Annotated in this window: 11 protein-coding genes; 6 read left to right on the forward strand and 5 right to left on the reverse strand. The window is 71.0% G+C overall.

Annotation, left to right across the window (positions count from 1 at the left end; all coding sequences use genetic code 11):
* Window positions 1-70: 70 nt before the first annotated feature.
* Complete coding sequence (locus FNH24_RS20445; RefSeq protein WP_152364030.1) at window positions 71-4,528, forward strand: type VII secretion EssC family protein; 4,458 nt, start codon at window positions 71-73, stop codon at window positions 4,526-4,528.
* 64 nt (window positions 4,529-4,592) lie between these two features.
* Complete coding sequence (locus tag FNH24_RS20450) at window positions 4,593-5,159, forward strand: dihydrofolate reductase family protein (protein ID WP_152364031.1); 567 nt, start codon at window positions 4,593-4,595, stop codon at window positions 5,157-5,159.
* Window positions 5,160-5,187: 28 nt separating this feature from the next.
* Here FNH24_RS20450 and FNH24_RS20455 read toward each other — a convergent pair whose 3' ends face one another.
* The 3 genes from FNH24_RS20455 to FNH24_RS20465 form a co-directional block, all read right to left on the reverse strand.
* Complete coding sequence (locus tag FNH24_RS20455; protein WP_152364032.1) at window positions 5,188-6,183, reverse strand: RNA polymerase subunit sigma-70; 996 nt, start codon at window positions 6,181-6,183, stop codon at window positions 5,188-5,190.
* Between the two features lie 532 nt (window positions 6,184-6,715).
* Window positions 6,716-8,725 (reverse strand): serine/threonine-protein kinase, encoded by a 2,010-nt coding sequence (locus tag FNH24_RS20460; protein WP_152364033.1) that lies wholly within the window; start codon window positions 8,723-8,725, stop codon window positions 6,716-6,718.
* A gap of 101 nt (window positions 8,726-8,826) precedes the next feature.
* Window positions 8,827-9,576 carry a class I SAM-dependent methyltransferase gene (locus FNH24_RS20465; RefSeq protein WP_152364034.1) on the reverse strand — a complete coding sequence of 250 codons (750 nt, stop codon included), beginning with the start codon at window positions 9,574-9,576 and terminating at the stop codon, window positions 8,827-8,829.
* A 91-nt stretch (window positions 9,577-9,667) separates the two neighbouring features.
* On the opposite strand from FNH24_RS20465, the gene FNH24_RS20470 reads away from it, so the two are divergent.
* Window positions 9,668-11,089, forward strand: a complete 1,422-nt coding sequence (locus FNH24_RS20470; protein ID WP_152364035.1) for a bifunctional cytidylyltransferase/SDR family oxidoreductase — start codon at window positions 9,668-9,670, stop codon at window positions 11,087-11,089.
* A 25-nt stretch (window positions 11,090-11,114) separates the two neighbouring features.
* On the opposite strand, the gene FNH24_RS20475 is transcribed toward FNH24_RS20470, so the two are convergent.
* Window positions 11,115-12,095, reverse strand: a complete 981-nt coding sequence (locus FNH24_RS20475; protein ID WP_152364036.1) for a small ribosomal subunit Rsm22 family protein — start codon at window positions 12,093-12,095, stop codon at window positions 11,115-11,117.
* Between the two features lie 55 nt (window positions 12,096-12,150).
* Window positions 12,151-13,032 carry an alpha/beta fold hydrolase gene (locus FNH24_RS20480; RefSeq protein WP_152364037.1) on the reverse strand — a complete coding sequence of 294 codons (882 nt, stop codon included), beginning with the start codon at window positions 13,030-13,032 and terminating at the stop codon, window positions 12,151-12,153.
* Window positions 13,033-13,126: 94 nt separating this feature from the next.
* Here FNH24_RS20480 and FNH24_RS20485 point away from each other — a divergent pair, with 94 nt between their 5' ends.
* The 3 genes from FNH24_RS20485 (at window position 13,127) to FNH24_RS20495 (ending at window position 16,544) form a co-directional block, all read left to right on the forward strand.
* The gene (locus FNH24_RS20485) at window positions 13,127-14,059 is read left to right on the forward strand and encodes a LysR family transcriptional regulator (protein WP_161606233.1); all 933 of its coding nucleotides are present in this window, start codon (window positions 13,127-13,129) and stop codon (window positions 14,057-14,059) included.
* Between the two features lie 113 nt (window positions 14,060-14,172).
* Window positions 14,173-15,720 (forward strand): flavin-containing monooxygenase, encoded by a 1,548-nt coding sequence (locus FNH24_RS20490; protein WP_152364039.1) that lies wholly within the window; start codon window positions 14,173-14,175, stop codon window positions 15,718-15,720.
* A complete protein-coding gene (locus tag FNH24_RS20495) occupies window positions 15,720-16,544 on the forward strand; it encodes an SDR family NAD(P)-dependent oxidoreductase (RefSeq protein WP_152364040.1) in 825 nt (274 codons plus the stop codon). The genes FNH24_RS20490 and FNH24_RS20495 overlap by 1 nt, the downstream gene beginning before the upstream one ends.
* Window positions 16,545-16,972 lie beyond the last annotated feature (428 nt).

A 16,972-nucleotide genomic window follows, 5' to 3' on the forward strand; every position in this document is an offset into this window, starting at 1 on the left:
CCTGGGACGCCGATAGCCCCGGGACTCCGTAGATTGGACTGGTGACCACCGACGTCGGAAAGGCATTTCGTTGCGTCTGTTGATCGACATCGACGGTTCGCCGCGCGAAATCGAGGTGAGCCGCAGCACTCCGTCGGCCACCCTGGCCGATCTGGTCGCCGAGACCTGCGGGCAGCGGCTCGATGATCAGACGACCCTTTTCGTCGATGAGAACGCCGCCGCCGCCGACACGCTGCTGTCCGAGCTGCTGCTGCTCGAGGGCAGCACCGTGTCCCGGGCGCCACTGGAACGACCGACGCCGACGACCGGTTGGACCGCGACCCTGGCCGGTGGGCTGGACGCCGGCCTCGTGATCGCCGTTCCGGCGAACCGGGCGATGATCATCGGCCGCTCACCGCAGGCCGACATCTCGGTGGACTCCGCCAGCACCTCGTGGGAACACGCGACGGTGACCATCGAGGGCGACGGCGTCCGGGTCAAGGACGCCGGCTCGACCAACGGCACCCTGGTCGACGGCCGGCGCCTCGGCGGCCCCGAGGAAGAACCCGACGGCGACGGCGACGAGGCCGAGGATGCCGACGACCAGGACGAGACGGCGACGAAGGACCGGCCCGGCCCACGGCAGCGCGCGGCCGACCTGATCCGACGCAAGGGTCGCAAGGAGGTGCCCGCCGAGCCGCGGCCCGAGGGGATCCTGGTCACCGAACAGGCCGTGGTCACCGCCGGCGGGGTGACCGTCCTGTTGCGCCCGCGGATCGTGGAGACTCCGGCGCCCAAGCCGGGATCCCTGCACAACCTCACCCCGGCCGGTACGGCGCCGTACAACCGGCCGCCCCGACCCGGCCGACCGGAGGACCCGGACCCGGTGCAGCCCCCGGCCCGCAAGGACGTGCCGGACTCCAGCCGGTTCAGCATCGCGATGATCATCGCGCCGCTGGTGCTGGCCGGGGCCATGGTGATGGTGATGGGCAACCCGATGTTCGCCATGATGGCCGCGCTCAGCCCGATCCTCGGCGTCGGCACCTGGATCGAAGGCAAGCACCGGCGCACCAAGAACCTGAAGGCCGAGGAGACCCGGTTCGACGAGGCGATCGTGACGCTGCGGACCGAGCTTCGGGAGGCCGGGGTCGAGGCGAGCCGGCGCAGCTACGGCGACGCGCCCGACCCGGCGACGGCGATCCGCCGCGCCGCCATCCCCACCATGACGCTGTGGGAGCGCCGATCCCAAGCGCAGGACTTTCTGCACCTGCACGCCGGCGTGGGCGACACCCCGTGGTCGCCGCCGGTGGAGAACCGGGCCGGCGGCCGGCTCGACGACAAGATCCGGGCGGCGATGCGGGACAGCCGGATGCCCGCGTCCGCCGTCGAGGTCGACCTCTCCGGAGCCGGCGTGGTCGGCATCGTCGGCGACCGGGCCGGCGCCCTGGCCGTCGCCCGGAGCCTGCTGACCCAGGCGGCCACGCAGAGCGGGCCGGCGGATCTCACGGTCGGGGTGTTCTGCGACCAGGGCCGGGACGAGGACTGGGCCTGGACGTCCTGGCTGCCGCACCTGCGCCGGCACGGCGGCGGCGCCGGCGAACGGTGGCTGTCCGACCAGCGATCCCGCAGCGACGAACTGCTGCGTACGCTGCGCGACGGGATCCATGATCATCCGACCCCGGCCGTGCTGATGATGCTCGACTCCGACGTGCTGACCGAAGGCCGCAACGCCCCGGCCCGGACCCTGCTCGGCCACGGCCGGCCGCACGGCACCAGCAACCCGCAGAAGCCCGAGACCCAGGTCTCCGGCATCGTCGTCGCCTCCTCCGAAGATCAACTTCCGGCCGCCTGCACGGTGGTGATCACGGTCGGCGCCGACGCCGCCGGCACGGTCACCCGGCCGGGTGACCTGAAGCAGGTCGACGACGTCGTGCTGGCCGGGATCAGCCTGACCACCGCCCTCCGGGCGGCGATGGACCTGGCCCGGTTCGACGACCCGGACCTGGTCGTGCCGGGCGCCGCCCTCCCCTCGCTGGTCCGGCTGCCGCCGCTGCTCGACTTCGAGGAGATCTCCGCCGAGGTGATCCGGCAGGCCTGGTCGGCGCCGACCGGGGTGTCGACGCCGGTCGGCATCGGTGAGGGCGGAGCGTTCAGCCTCGACCTGGTCCGCGACGGCCCGCACGGCCTGGTCGGCGGCACCACCGGCTCGGGCAAGAGCGAGTTCCTGCGCTCGCTGGTGGCCGGGCTCGCGGCCCGCAACGATCCGACCAAGCTGACCTTCATCCTGATCGACTTCAAGGGTGGTGCGGCATTCAAGACCTGTGAGCGGCTGCCGCACACGATCGGCACGATCAGCAACCTGGACGAGCAGCTGGCCAACCGGGCGCTGCGCGCGCTGGAGGCCGAGATGCAGTACCGGCAGCGTAAGTTCGCCGCGGCCGGCGAGGGCGTGGACAACCTGGACACCTATCTGGCGACCAACCCGAGCGAGCCGATGCCGCGGTTGCTGCTGGTGGTGGACGAGTTCGCGATGCTGGCCAAGGAGTTCCCGGACGTGCTGTCGTCGCTGGTCAGCGTCGGCGCCGTCGGCCGTACCCTCGGCGTGCACATGATCCTGGCCACCCAGCGGCCGGCCGGCGTGGTCAACGACGACATCCTGGCCAACACCAACCTCCGGGTGGCCCTGCGGGTGCAGAGCCGGGAGGACTCGAGCAATGTGATCGGGGTGCCCGATGCCGCCGCGATCAGCCGCCGGCAGCAGGGCCGCGCCTACGTCAAGCTCGGCCAGGACGACATCACGCCGGTGCAGACCGCCCTGGTCACCGGACAGTCGGAGCAGGAGTCGGTGTCCAAGATCGACGCCCATCCGGTGGTGTTCGGTCAGGTACGCCAGGAGGCCCGGCCGCGGCCCGCGGAGGATGCGCCGGCCGACCTTGATCTGATGATCGACGCGATCGTCGCCGCGGCCGGCGATGCCGGCATCGCCGCGCCCCGGCCGGTCTGGCCCGAGCCGCTGGGCGAACGGGTCGAGCTCGCCGGTTTCGTACCGGAGCAGCCGGCCGGCCTCGAACCGCAGCCCGAGGACGAGGACGGTCCGCCGCTGCCGGTGGTGGGCGGTCTGGTCGACGGCGGCCGGATCGAGTTCGCGATCTCCGACGACCCGGACCGGCAGCGGCAGATCCCGGCCGGCTGGGACATCGAACGCGGCAACCTGCTGCTGATGGGGATCCCCGGCAGCGGCACCAGCACCTCCCTGTCCACCCTCGCGCTGACCCTGGCCGACGCCGTCGCCCCGGACGAGCTCGACCTGGTCGTGCTCGACATGGGATCCGGCGACCTGCGGCCGTTGGCCGAGCTGCCGCACACCACCGGCTACGTCGGGTCGGGCAGCGGCGCCCGGGAACAGCAGGTGCGGTTCATGCGCTACCTGCGGGCCGAGCTGGACCGGCGCAAGGCCGACAGCTCCGGCCAGCATCGCCGGACCGTGGTGCTGATCGACGGGCTGGCCGCGCTGCGCGAGGAGTTCCAGGACTTCGAGGGCATCGCGCTGATGGACAGCCTCTACCGCGCGTACGCCGACGGCCCCGACCTCGGGCTCTACTTCGCGGCGGCGACCACCCGGGCGAAGTCGGTGCCGCCGGCGATCGATGAGGTGACCACCCAGAAGTGGCTGTTCCGGCTGGCCGACCAGTACGACTACTCGGCCGCCGGGGTGAAGCCGGCCGAGGCGCCGGCCGCGGTGCCCGGCCGGTGTGTGCTCAGCGAGACCAAGCTGCAGACCCACGTGGCGACGCCGAACTGCGGGCTGCGCGAAGCCGTGGCCCGGCTGACCGCCAAGTGGGGCGAGTCGGGCAAGTCCGACGTCGTCGGCCGGCTGCCGGAGCACGTGTCGGTCACTGAGCTCGGGGTCCGGTCCGTGATCGGCGTCGAGCCGTGGCAGGTCCCGGTCGGGATCCGCGAGGTCGACCTGGAGCCGCAACTGCTGGAGCTCTACGAGGGCGAGCACATGATGATCGCCGGGCCGGCCCGGTCCGGCAAGTCGACCCTGCTGTTGTCGATCGCCGAGTCGCTGCGGGCCGGTGAACACCAGGGCGACCCGGCCCAGGTCTGGGGGGTCGGCGATCGCCGCTCTCCCCTGCTCAGCTCCCCGCTCTTCGACCGGACGGCGTCCGCCGCCGACGGCCTGGCCCCGTTGCTGGCCGAGGCCCGGATGCACGACGGCCCGCTGGTCCTGATGATCGACGACGCAGAACGCTTCGACGACGCCGATCAGGCGATCAGCGGCCTGCTCGACGCCGGCCTGACCGATCTCCGGATCATCGCCGGCGGCCGCTCCGACGACCTGCGCAGCCTTTACAGCCACTGGACCAAGACCGTCCGCAAGTCCCGCTGCGGCGTGCTGCTGCAACCCAACGTCGACTACGACGGTGACCTGCTGGGCGTCACCCTCCCGCGCCGAGCCCCGGTCGCCCTCACTCCTGGCCGCGGCTACGCCTGCGTCGCCGGCGGCCTGGCCCTGGTCCAGACCGCCAGCCCCTCGACGACCTGACCGATCAGGATTCCGCGCCGGGCCCGTCTGTACCTGTGAGACCGATTCACAGGAGGCTGGCACGATGCGGAAACTGAGCTACGGGATGAACGTGAGCCTGGACGGCTACATCGCCGCTCCCGGCGACGACCTCGGCTGGAGCGTGCCGAGCGACGAGCTGTTCCAGTGGTGGTCCGACCGGGTCGGGGCGACCGCTCTGGCACTGTACGGGCGCAAGACGTGGCAGGCGATGAGCTCCCACTGGCCGACCGCCGATCAGCAGCCCGGCGCGACACCGGCGGAGATCATGTACGCCCAGCGCTGGCGGAACATGCCGAAGGTGGTGTTCTCCTCGACCACCAGCACGGTCGACTGGAACACCCGCCTGGTCACCGGCGACGCGGTCACCGAGATCACCCGGCTCAAGGCCGCCGAAGGCGGCGGTCCGCTGGACATCGTTGGCGCCACTCTGGCCGCGACGGTCATGCGGGCCGGGCTGATCGACGAGTACGTGCTGCTCACCGCACCGGTCCTATTGGGTGGCGGCACGCCGTTCTTCACCGCCCTGGACAGCTGGGTCAATCTGAACCTGGTGGAGACGCGGACGTTTTCCGGCGGCATCCTCCTGACCCGCTACGAGACGAGGCGCTGAGCACGGGCCCCGATGGCGACCCGGCTGATCACAGGGTCGAGGGCAGGCCCAGCCATGGTTGGTCCCTGGCGTCGAATCCGGTGAGTTCGGCGATCTTCCCGTCGACGACACGCAGGACCGCGACGGCGAACAGCCGGTGGTCGGGATCCTCGGAGGCGCGGAGGTACAACGCGGCGGCCGGCATCCGGTTGACCGTCGTGGCGATCCCACGCCAGTCGTCATGGCCGCGCTGGAAGAGCCCGCCGGAGACCCAGCCGTCCACCGCCTCCTCGGCCGTCCTGATCACCGTGCCGGCCTCGGGCAGCATGGCGAAGCGCAGGTCTTCGCGGAGCAGCGACACCAGCCCGTCGAGGTCGTTGCGCTGATGGGCCTCGATGTACGACTTCACCACGCCGCGCTCGTCCGTCGACAGCTCGCGGGTGGCGGGGCTGCGCCAGTCGAGGCGGCGGTCGGGCAGCTGCTCCCGCATCGTCACCCGGGCCCGCTGCAACGCGCTGGTCACCGAGGCGACGGTCAGCTCGAGGGCGTCGGCGGCGGTCGACGCCGGCCAGCCGAGAACGTCGCGCAGCACGAACACCGCCCGCTGCCGCGGCGGCAGCTGCTGGACGGCGACGATGAACGCCAGCTCGATCGTCTCCCGCGCCACCACCGATTCCTGCGGGTCCTCGGGCAGCATCCGGTCGGGGTACGGCTGCAGGTACAGCACCTCAGAGCCCGAGTCCGGGCCCGGCAACCCGGACGGTACGGGGGTGCGGTCCTTGCGCTTGGCCAGGAAGTCGAGGCAGGCGTTCGTCGCGATCCGGTACAGCCAGGTCCGCAGGGCCGCGCGCCCCTGGAACGACTCCCGCTTGTGCCACGCCCGCAGAAACGTCTCCTGCGTCAGGTCCTGGGCGTCCTCGTAGTTCGCGAGCATCCGGTAGCAGTGCACCTGCAACTCCCGCCGGTGCCGCTCGGTCAGCTGCGCGAACCGCGCGGTGTCCCCCGCCCTGGCCGCCGCGACGAACGTAGCCTCGTCGTCGCTCATGTCATCGATCCTTCCACCGGGTGCGTTGAGTGCTGCCAGAACTGACGACGCGGCGGCGGATTACTGATCGGTGGATGTTTGGTCCGATCCCTGAGCCTGTCGAAGGGCCAAGGCGATCAAGCCCTCCTGTAAAGATCAAAGACGCGCCAAGGACGGGCGGTTCGAGCGGAGCTTGAGCCCTCAATGCCGGCCGTCGGCTGGTTGCCGGGCAGTTCGGCGCACCCTCACCGAGTGGACGCGTTGGCCAAGCCCAAGGCGAAATCTCGAGGCCAAACAGTCCACTCGCCGCAATCCGCAGACGCGTCCGGGCGGTGTTCCCAGCGCCGGACCGAAAGTCGGCAGGATCGGCTGCGTTCCGCCCGACCCGCCCGTCCTTGGCGCGTCTTTCTCTCCCCAACCCAATCGAACCCACACGTCAGCGATTCGGCGCCTCGACTGTGACGTTATCGACGCCTCAAAGCGATTTCGACGTCGTTTTCGTCACTCTCGAAGGGAATTCTCCGGGGGCACGGGCACCACTCGCCGCGACCGATCAGCCGCCGCGGGTGACGATCTCGAAGGGGGCGCTCTGCAGGTCGGCGAAGTTGCCGACCTTCGCGTTGATCGAGCATTCCGGGGTCTGGGCCAGGGCGGTCACGGTGAGGCCGTTGGAGGAGACGGAAACCGCGCCGGAGCAGCCGTCGCTGAACCGTACGCCCTTCTCACCTCCGGCAATGGCAACCAGCATCTTGGACGCGGCGCCGACGGACGGGCTCTTGTAGAGGGGATTGACCGAGTCGGAGCCGCTGGGCCAGACCGGGACCAGGGTGACCGGCAGGGTCTGCTGGCTCACGGTGCGTGAGGGGGTGCTGACCTGGATGTTCTGCAACCGCTGCACCGGGTAGGCGGTGCCGGTCACCTCGGCGTCCGTGACCGCGGTGCGGGTCGTCTCCGCGGCCGCCGCCAGCCAGTTCTGCAGCTCCTCGGAACTCTTGATCGGCTGTCGCACCGAGACCCGGACCTGCTTGCTGCTCTGCGCCGGTACGGCGACGCCGTCCACGCTCCAGCCGCAGCGCTGGCTGATCCCGGTGACGCTCGGCAGGTTCTGCTGCTGCTTGGATCCGTTCCAGCTCACGGTCGGGCAGGCCGCCTTCGGATCCAGCCCGGGCAGCACCTCCAGGAACGGGCCGCGCAGCGGCGCGTTCTGCGCGCTGTAGGTGATCGTCAGGTCGATCGACGCCGTCTGCGAGTCGTACTCGGCGCGCCGGGAGACGCCGAGCCCGGTCGGGGTCGGCTGATCGGTCTGGCTGGTCTGATACTCGGCGACCACGGGCGGCGGGGTCGGTGGCGGGGTCGCCGCCGGCCGCGGGATGAGGATGACCGCCGCGATCACCGCACCGATCAGAACCACCAGGGCGGCGGAGGACAGGATGAGCACCTTCGGCGTCCGCCACCAGGGTCGATCCGGCTCCTCCGACTGAGGTTCCGGCTCGATCGGCGTGGCCGGACGCGTCGGCAGCGGCCGGTGCAGGGTCGCCTGGCCGGGCGTGCCCAGATCCGGCACCGGGCCGGGGTTGCGGCGGGTCTCGGTGTCCGCCGGCCGCTCGACCGGCTCCTCGACGACGCCGCGAACGGCGGTGGCCGGCCGGTCGACCCGGGTGTAGTTGTCCGGTAGCGGGACCAGAGCCAGCGGCGGCACCACGTACACCGATCCACTCAGCCGGCGCAGGGCAGCGGCGGCCTCGGCGGCCGTCGGCCGGGACCGCGGGTCCTTGTCCAGCAGGCTCTGCACCAGCCGCCACAGCTCCGACGGCAGCTTCAGCACCGGCACCTGGGCCGAGACGTGCCGCTGGGCGATGCTGAAGTCGGTGCCCGGCCCGGCGAACGGGGTCCGTCCAGCGAGCAACTCGTAGAAGAGGATGCCGGCGCCGTAGACGTCGGCCGGCGGTCCCGCCTCGCCGGTGCTGATCAACTCCGGCGACATGTATTCCGGGGTGCCCAGCGCCCCCGACCCGAGGGCGCCCGTGCCCGATGCGGTGGTCGGCGTGTGCGGGGTGTCGGAGATCATTTCGGCGATGCCGAAGTCGGTGACCTTGACCCCGTCCGTCCGGCTGGTCCGCCAGTCGGCGAGCAGCAGCACGTTGTCGGGCTTCACGTCGCGATGCAGGATCCGACGCTGGTGCGCGGCGGCGAGCCCGTCCAGGACGGCTGCGGCGAAGTGGACGGCGACCGTGGGCGGCAGTGTCCGCTCGCGCCGCAGCAACTCGCGCAGGGCGCCACCGTCGAGGTGGTCCATCACGATGGCGAATCGGTCGCCCTCGATCACCAGGTCGCGGACGGCGACGATGTTGGGATGACGCAGGCCGGTGAGCAGGGACCGCTCGCGGACGAACCGCTCCACCAAACCGGGGTCGGCGACGTGCTCCGGGCGGAGCAGCTTGGCGGCGATCGTGTCGCCGTTCCGCGTGTCGACTCCGCGCCACACCTCGCCGGTGGCTCCGCTGCCGATCCGTTCTTCGAGGCGGTAGGAAGCGCCTAGCGCTAGGGCCTCGCTGAACTGCATCTCAGTTGAATCCGTCCCTCTACCTGTCGCGGCCCGTACTCCATCGGCGGTTTGTCCGACAGCCATCATGCCATCGGAGCGGGTTACTGCCGTGCGAGGAGTCAGCGGGCGTAGACGGGGCCGAGCTCGACCGCCAGCCGGGCCGCGACCTGCTCCTGGATCGCAGCCGGGCCGTCGGATTCCGCGGCCGACCGGAGCACGTCCCAGAGTCCCGAGCCGAGCACGTGGGCCGGCGGCTGGGCGTCGAACCGGTCGAGCAGATCCGCCGGCACGGGTTGCGGGTCGGTGGCTCGGAACTCCGACACGATCTGGTCGTACCGGTCGGCCAAAACCGTGTTGCTCGGGTCGAGGCCCGCCAGCAGCAACAGGCCGGTGGGCTGGGTCCCGATCGGGACCACGGCCAGGTCCGGTCGGTAGGTCCGCAGCACCGCGATGATCTGGTACGCATCGCCGGTCCACATCCTGGTGTGCTTGACCCGCGCGGCCTCGTCGACGTTCCGCGGCATCACGTCGTGCAGGATGATCACCCCGCGCGGCGACGTGAACCGCTCCGCGTTGATCAGGTCGCGGAGCACGAACTCGAACAGGTGCAGCCCGTCGATGAAGGCCAGGTCGAACGGCCGGCCGCCGGTCGGCGCCAACGGATCCGGCTGGCTGAAATAGTCGTCGCTGGTGGTCCGGAACAGCGCCACCTGACAGTGCAACTCCGCCTCGATCGAATACCGCGGATCGATCCCCACCGCCTGCCCCCGAGCCAGCGCCAGGCTGTTGCCGCGGCGCACACCGATCTCCAGATAGCGCTCCGGCTCGAGCAGCCGATGCACCTCCGCGAGAAGCTCCAGGGACCTCATCCGGTCACGGTAGCGCGCGAGCGCCGGTGACGGGTCGACGACGGGGAGTCAAGTTCGACGTGTCCGGGGAGGGAACGGCTACAGTCGTGCGGTGACCAGCTTGCGTAACGTCGCCGTCATCCTCGCCGGGGGCATCGGGACCCGGGTCGGCATGAGCATCCCCAAACAGTTGATCAAGGTTGCCGGGAAGCCGATCATCGAGCACACCATCGCCACGTTCGACGCGTGTCCGCTGATCGACGAGATCATCGTGCTGATGACGCCGGGCTACCTGGACGAGGTGCGCGCGATCACGAAGAAGGGCGGGTACGAGAAGGTCACCCAGATCCTCGAGGGTGCGAGCGGTCCCGGCAGCACTCGCAACGACACCACGGCGATCGCCCTGAAGGCGTTGGGCGAGGACGACTGCAACGTGCTGTTGCACGACGCCGTCCGGCCGCTGGTGTCGCAGTCGATCATCGCCGCGAACGTGCAGGCGCTGCAGACGCACCAGGCCGTCGACACCGCGATCCCGTCGGCCGACACGGTGATCATGGTCGACGACCCGGGCGCCCGGATGGTCGACGTGCTCCCCCGCCATCTGCTGCGCCGCGGCCAGACCCCACAGTCGTTCCGGCTCTCCACCCTCCGCTCGGCGTACGCCCGCGCGTCGCAGGACCCGGCGTTCACCGCGACCGACGACTGCACGGTGGTGCTGCGTTATCTGCCCGAGGTGGAGATCGCCGTCGTCGCCGGGCACGAGCGGAACATGAAGGTGACCGAGCCGATCGACATCTCGCTGGCCGACAAGCTGTTCCAGCTGGCCTCGGCAGATCGGCCCGAGCCGCTCAGCGACGAGGAGTACCGGCGGCGACTGGCCGGCAAGACCATGGTGATCTTCGGCGGCTCGTACGGGATCGGGCACGACATCGCCGAACTCGCTGCCGGTTACGGGGCCAACGTCCGGTCCTACTCGCGGTCCGCGACCGACACTCATGTCGAACGCCGGGACGACATCACCAAGGCGGCCGACGAGGTGCTGGCCAAGGACGGCCGGGTCGACTTCGTGGTCAACACCGCCGGCATCCTGCCGCTCGGCGAACTGGCCGAATACAGCGAGGAAGCCGTCTATGCGGCGACGGAGATCAACTACCTGGCGCCGATCTTCATCGCCCAGGAGTTCTTCCCGCACCTGGCTGCCAACAACGGCTCGCTGCTGCTGTTCACCTCTTCCTCCTATACCCGCGGCCGTTCCGGCTATTCGCTCTATTCCTCGGCCAAGGCGGCGGTGGTCAACCTGACCCAGGCGCTGGCCGACGAGTGGGCCGACGCCGGCGTGCGGGTGAACTGCCTGAACCCGGAGCGGACGTCGACGCCGATGCGGACCAAGGCGTTCGGCGACGAGCCGCCGGGGACGCTGCTCACCTCCGAGGAGGTGGCCCGGCAGTCACTGGACGTGCTGCTGTCCGGCCAGTCCGGTCACGTGATCGACATCCGCCGCTCCGAGGGGCCGGCGGCGCTGGAGAACGGCTGATCATCGGGATCGTTGTCGATCTTGGTCAGCCGGTCGGCCAGCGGTCGCCCCAGTCGGCGCGACGAGCCTGCCGGTAGCCTTCCTGGTCTCGTTTGGCCACCACCGCCTGCTCGATCTGCGGATCGCGCCGGCACAGGGTGAGCAGCACCCGTCCCTTGGCGTAGCGGGGATGCCGGACGATCCTGGCCGCGCCGGGTTGGGCCGGTTCGCGGGTCGCGATCAGGTAGCTGAACTTCTCGTCCTCGTACGACAGCTCGGCGTTCTTGATCATCCGGTGGGTCGAGGACCGATTGACCCGGACCGCGAAGTGGCACCAGTCGTCTGCCGCCATCGGGCACGGCTCGGCGTGCGGACAGGGGGCGGCGATCCGCATTCCGGCCGTGATCAAGATCTTTCGCGCGTCCAGGATGCGTCGATAGCCCGCCTTGGTGCCGGGCTCGATGATCGCCACGGTCGGTGCGGCCTGCGCCAGCTTGGTGATCATGGTCTGCCGCAGCTCCGGGGCCAGCTCGCCGAGGACGTACGAGATCGTGATCAGGTCGGTCGGCGGGATCGCGAGCGAGCCGTCCAACAGCCCGCGGTCCCACGCCGTGCCGGCCACCGCCCCGGTGCCGGCGGAGGCGAGCCGCCGGCCGAGCGTGATCATGGCCGGCGACTGCTCGATCACCCGGTGCTCGGTGATCGTCGGCCAGGTGTCGGCGACCGCCCAGACCGCTCCACCCGTGCCACCACCAAGATCACAATGCCGCCGCGGCGCGAACCCCGGCATCGCCAGCGCCGCCTGGTGCAGCGCCGCCCGCACCGCCGCATAGGTGGCGGGCATTCGATAAAGCGCATAGGCCGTCGCGGCCGGATCGTCGGCCACGATCGGCTCGCCGGGCGGCGCCGGAAAGTCGCTCTGATAGCGGTCGATCAGCCGCGAGGTCTGGTCGGTCAGCCGACCGGTCGGCAGCTTGGCCGCGGCGAGTTCGAGGACGCGGCTCAGCTCTGCCGGGAGGGGCTCCACGGCACCGACCTTAGCCTGGGCCAGGGCGGGGCGGCCGTGGCTCTGACCCCGCGGGTCAGCGGACGTGATCGGCGATGGCCCGGGCGTAGTCCGCCCAGTGCCGGGGCGGCAGCTCGTGCCCGACGCCGGGGATCAGCCGGAGGGTGGCGCCCGGGATCGCCGCGGCCAGGGCTCCGGCGTGCCGCGGCGGAAACATCGGGTCGTCCTCGCCGTGCAGCACCAATGTCGGCGCGGCGACCTGGCCGAGGCGTTCGCGCCAGCGCGGGCCCTGGTCGAGCATCGGGTGGTTGGTCACGGCGGGCCGGAGGTCGGGGGTCCGGGCGACGGCGCGTTCACACATCAGCCGCACCGTCGGCTCGTCGAACTCGGCACCGGCCAGCTCCCCCTCGGCCTCGACCAGATAGTCGACGACGGCCGCGGGAGCGGCCCAGTCCGGTTCCGCCGCCGACTCCCAGCCGGCCAGCAGCCGATCGGCGACCTCGGGGAGATCCGGGTCGGCGGGTCCGTGACCCGTCGTCCGGCTCGACACGAGCACCAGGGCCGCCACCCGGTCCGGATGATCCAGGGCGGCCAGCTGAGCGATCCAGCCGCCCATCGAGAACCCGACCCAATGGGCCCGGTCGATGCCGTGGGCGTCGAGGACGCCGACGGCGTCGGACACCAGATCACGCAGCGCGTACGACGGCTGCCCGGCCGGATCGGCGGTCGAGCGGCCGGTGTCGCGCTGATCGAAGCGGATGACGAACAGGCCGCGGTCGGCCAGCCGGGAGCAGAAGGGCGCGGGCCACCAGTCGAGCGAGCAGGAGGTGCCCGCGACCAGCAGCACGGCCGGGTCGTCGCGGCGGCCGAACGTCTGCGCACACAGCTCGACGTCGCCGACCTTGATCAACTGCTCCGGTGCGGCGCCGTCGGGGTGGATTTCGGTGATCGTTTCCATGGTTCGATCCTGCGGCCGGAGACCGGTCCGGGTCCAACACGGATCGTGCCCCTCAGCTACCCGGATCTGTTGTCGATCCGGCACACTCGTCGGTGTGCCCCGCGATCTCGACGTCCGCCTGCTCCGGCACTTCGTCGCGGTCGCGGACGAGCTCCATTTCAGTCGGGCGGCGGCCAGACTCTATGTCGCGCAGCAGACGTTGAGCCGGGACATACGCGCGCTGGAGGATCGGCTCGGCACCCGGTTGCTGGAGCGGAACAGCCGCAGCGTCTCGCTGACCGCGGCCGGCGAACGCCTGCTGCGGCATGCCCGGCGGCTGATCGATGATCACGACGAACTGATCCGGGCCATGCGGGTCGACAGCGGCGGCTTCGTTGTCGACATCGTCGGTGAGCAGACCACGCCGGCGCGGGTGCTCACCGAGGCCCGGCGGCAGGAGGACGGATTCGAGTACTACGCGCGGACGGGGACCGGGCTGCGCGAGGCGGTGGCCCAGTTGCGGGCCGGTGCCCTCGACGTGGCGTTCGGTCACTGGTCGGCGACGGCCGGACCGAGTGCTGGGCTGCGGCGTCGGCTGGTCCGGCACGAACCGCTCGCCCTGCTGCTGCCGCTCACCGATCCCCTGGCCGACTCGCCGGTCATCGAGCCGGCGGCGCTCGCGGAGCTGACCGTCTGTGTCCGCGCCGGCCGTCATGTCACCGCCGACTGGGAGATTGTCGCCCAGCAACTCCTGACCGGTTGGGGCGCGCGGTCGGCCGTCGACCATCCGTACGTCCGCGGCGCCGACGAAGTCGATCATCACGTCCGGGCCGGCGAACCGCCGGTGCTGGTGCCGATCAGTCAGCCGGCCACGGCGACCTCCGTCGTCCGGCCGCTGGTGAACCCGGTGCCGGTGCTCAGCTGGAGCATGGTCTGGCTGGACGAACGGGACCATCCCGCCCTCGACGTCCTGCACGCGGTGATCGATCGGCTCCAGGACACCGAACACTGGGATGCCCTGCCGTCACCGGATCAGCCGCCACAGTGAGGTGACCTCCGCGGCTCGAGGAGGCGGCCGCGAGGATCATTGACCGCACCGTGTCCCGCTGCGCACGATGGGACCCGACGGGATCGCCCGACGCCGCCGAGGAGTTGATCACCATGTCCGTGCCAGCCGACCCTCCCGACCCGGCGGCGTTGCCCGATCATGTCGATGTGATCATCGTCGGCGCCGGCCTGTCCGGGATCGGCGCCGGGTGCATGCTGCGGCGCCGATGCCCGGATCAGTCCTTCGTGATCTTCGAGGCCCGGGACCGGGTCGGCGGCACCTGGGATCTGTTCCGGTTCCCCGGCGTCCGCTCCGACTCCGACATGTTCGCTCTCGGCTACTCGTTCCGGCCCTGGCAGGACTCCCGGGCGATCGCCGACGGCGCCTCCATCCGGGATTACGTCGAGGACACCGCCCGCGCGTACGACCTCGACGGCAAGATCAGGTTCGGCCATCGGGTCCGCTCCGCCGACTGGGACGGCGGCACCGGCCGGTGGACCGTGACCGTCGAGGACGGCACCGGCAGCACGAAGTTGATCACCTGCCGCTGGCTCTCGGTCTGCGCCGGCTACTACGACTACGCCGACGGTCACCGTCCGGCCTTCCCCGGTGAGGACCAGTTCACCGGCACTGTCGTCCACCCGCAGCACTGGCCCGAGGAGCTCGACTGCACCGGCCGGCGGGTGATCGTGATCGGCAGCGGCGCGACGGCGATCACCCTGGTGCCGGCCCTGGCCCGCTCGGCCGAACAGGTGATCATGCTGCAGCGGACCCCGAGCTACATCGTGTCCCAGCCGACCATCGACCCGCTGGTCGGTCGGCTGCCCCGCTGGCTGCCGGGACGGCTCGCGTCCTGGATCGTGCGCTGGAAGAACATCCTGACCACGTCCGCGTCCTACCGGTTCGCGCGCCGCCGGCCCGAGGCCATGAAACAGTTGCTGCGGCGCGGGCTGCGGCATGCGCTGCCCGAGCCGTACGACCTGGACACCCATTTCACTCCGCCCTACCAGCCCTGGGATCAGCGGCTCTGCGTGGTCACCGACGGCGATCTGTTCCGGGCCCTGCGAGAGGGCCGGGCCGAGGTCGTCACGGACCGGATCGACACCTTCACCCCGACCGGGATCCGGCTGCGGTCGGGCCGGCAGCTCGACGCCGACATCATCGTCACCGCCACCGGGCTGGCGCTGCGCACCGCGGGCGGGATCCGGTTGAGCGTCGACGGCGCCCCGGTCGATCCCGGCCACAGCGTGACGTACAAGGGAATGATGCTCTGCGGCGTGCCCAACCTGACCATGGTGATCGGCTACGTCAACGCGTCCTGGACGCTGCGGGCCGATCTGATCAACCGCTATCTGACCCGACTGCTCCGCCACCTCGATCGGCACGGGTACGACTACGCGGTCCCGCAACCGCCGCCGGAGGGGGCGACCGGCCGGCCGCTGCTCGACCTCCGGTCCGGTTACATCGAACGGGCCGACGGCGTGCTCCCCCATCAGGCCGGGCGGGCGCCGTGGCGGATCCAGCAGAGCTATCTGCGCGAGGTCTGGCCGCTGCGGCACGGACCGCTGCGCGACCGGAGCCTGCGCTTCGGCCGGGTCCGGGCCCGCACCTCGGGCGATCATCTTCGTCCGGCCGGGGCGGCGAAGGCGCAGGACCGCTGATGCGCCGCTTCGACTTCGGCCGCGGAGCCGCGATCGTCACCGGCGCGGCCGCCGGCATCGGCGAGCAGCTCACGTACCAACTGGCCGATCGCGGCCTGCCGCTCGTCCTGATCGACCGCGACGCCGATCGGCTCGAGCTGGTTGCCGGCTCGGCTCGGGAGCGCGTCCCGGTGACGACCCACGTCGCCGATCTTGCCGACGAACCGGGCACCCGGGCGCTGGCCGACCGGCTGGCCCGTGATCATCCCGACACGACGCTGGTGATCAACAATGCCGGCGTCGCCCTGCACGGCACCTTCGAGCAGCTCAGCGCCGAGGAGTTCGACTGGCTGCTGGCGATCAACCTCCGGGCGGTGATCACGCTGACCCGGGCCCTGGTCCCGGTGCTGCGGACCAACCCCGGATCGCATCTGGTCAACCTGTCCAGCCTGTTCGGCCTGATCGCCCCGGCCGGCAACGTCGCGTACGCCACCAGCAAGTTCGCCGTCCGCGGCTTCACCGAAGCCCTCCGGGCCGAGCTCGCGCCGGACGTCGGCGTCACCGTGGTGCATCCCGGCGGGATCCGGACCGGCATCGCCCGCACCGCCCGCCGCGCCGCCGCCCTCCCGCCTCTCACCGCCGCGGACGAAGATCAACTCCGCGCCTTCGAACGCCTGCTCAGCTTCCCGCCCGACCGCGCCGCAGCCCTGATCCTCCGGGCCGTCGAACGCCGCCGCCCCCGCCTCCTGATCGGCGGCACCGCCACCGTCCCCGACCTCGTCGCCCGCCTCACCCCCGGCCACTACACCGCCGTCCTCGCCGCCCTCGACCGCAACCGCAAGTAGCGCAGAGCCCAGTGTTGTCGTTGTGCGCGATCACTGGCGGGTGATTGGGCTGGGTGCCGCGCCGAAGGGTGGGCGGGTGGAGACTCTTTCGGCAGCAAGAGGCGGAAGGTCTGGCGTCGGACACGTTTTGGCCGGCCGGCTACCGGTCGCGGGGTCGGGCGGCGGGCACGTTTGGCCGGCCGGCTTCCGGTTGCGGAGACGTCGAGTGTGCCCGGAGCGCGGTCCTTTCGGGATGCGCGACCCCGTGCCGGTGATCGGGCTCGGTGCCGCGCCGAAGCGTGGGCGGGTGGAGACTCTTTCGGCACCAAGAGGGGAAGGTCTGGCGTCGGACACGTTGGCCGGCCGGCTTCCGGTTGCGGAGTCGTCGAGTGTGACCTTATCGACCTCAAAGTGCCGATTTTGCGTCGATAAGGTCACACTCGGTGAGT

Origin of the sequence: Microlunatus speluncae (assembly GCF_009299835.1) — a bacterium.
Taxonomy (GTDB): Bacteria; Actinomycetota; Actinomycetes; order Propionibacteriales; family Propionibacteriaceae; genus Microlunatus; species Microlunatus speluncae.

Bases quoted from the DNA above. Each gene is read 5' to 3' on its own strand.
- FNH24_RS20450 (WP_152364031.1), top strand. From the start codon at position 4,593: ATGCGGAAACTGAGCTACGGGATGAACGTGAGCCTGGACGGCTACATC.
- FNH24_RS20495 (WP_152364040.1), top strand. From the start codon at position 15,720: ATGCGCCGCTTCGACTTCGGCCGCGGAGCCGCGATCGTCACCGGCGCG.
- FNH24_RS20455 (WP_152364032.1), bottom strand. From the start codon at position 6,183: ATGAGCGACGACGAGGCTACGTTCGTCGCGGCGGCCAGGGCGGGGGAC.
- FNH24_RS20465 (WP_152364034.1), bottom strand. From the start codon at position 9,576: ATGAGGTCCCTGGAGCTTCTCGCGGAGGTGCATCGGCTGCTCGAGCCG.
- FNH24_RS20480 (WP_152364037.1), bottom strand. From the start codon at position 13,032: ATGGAAACGATCACCGAAATCCACCCCGACGGCGCCGCACCGGAGCAG.
- FNH24_RS20460 (WP_152364033.1), bottom strand. From the start codon at position 8,725: ATGCAGTTCAGCGAGGCCCTAGCGCTAGGCGCTTCCTACCGCCTCGAA.
- FNH24_RS20490 (WP_152364039.1), top strand. From the start codon at position 14,173: ATGTCCGTGCCAGCCGACCCTCCCGACCCGGCGGCGTTGCCCGATCAT.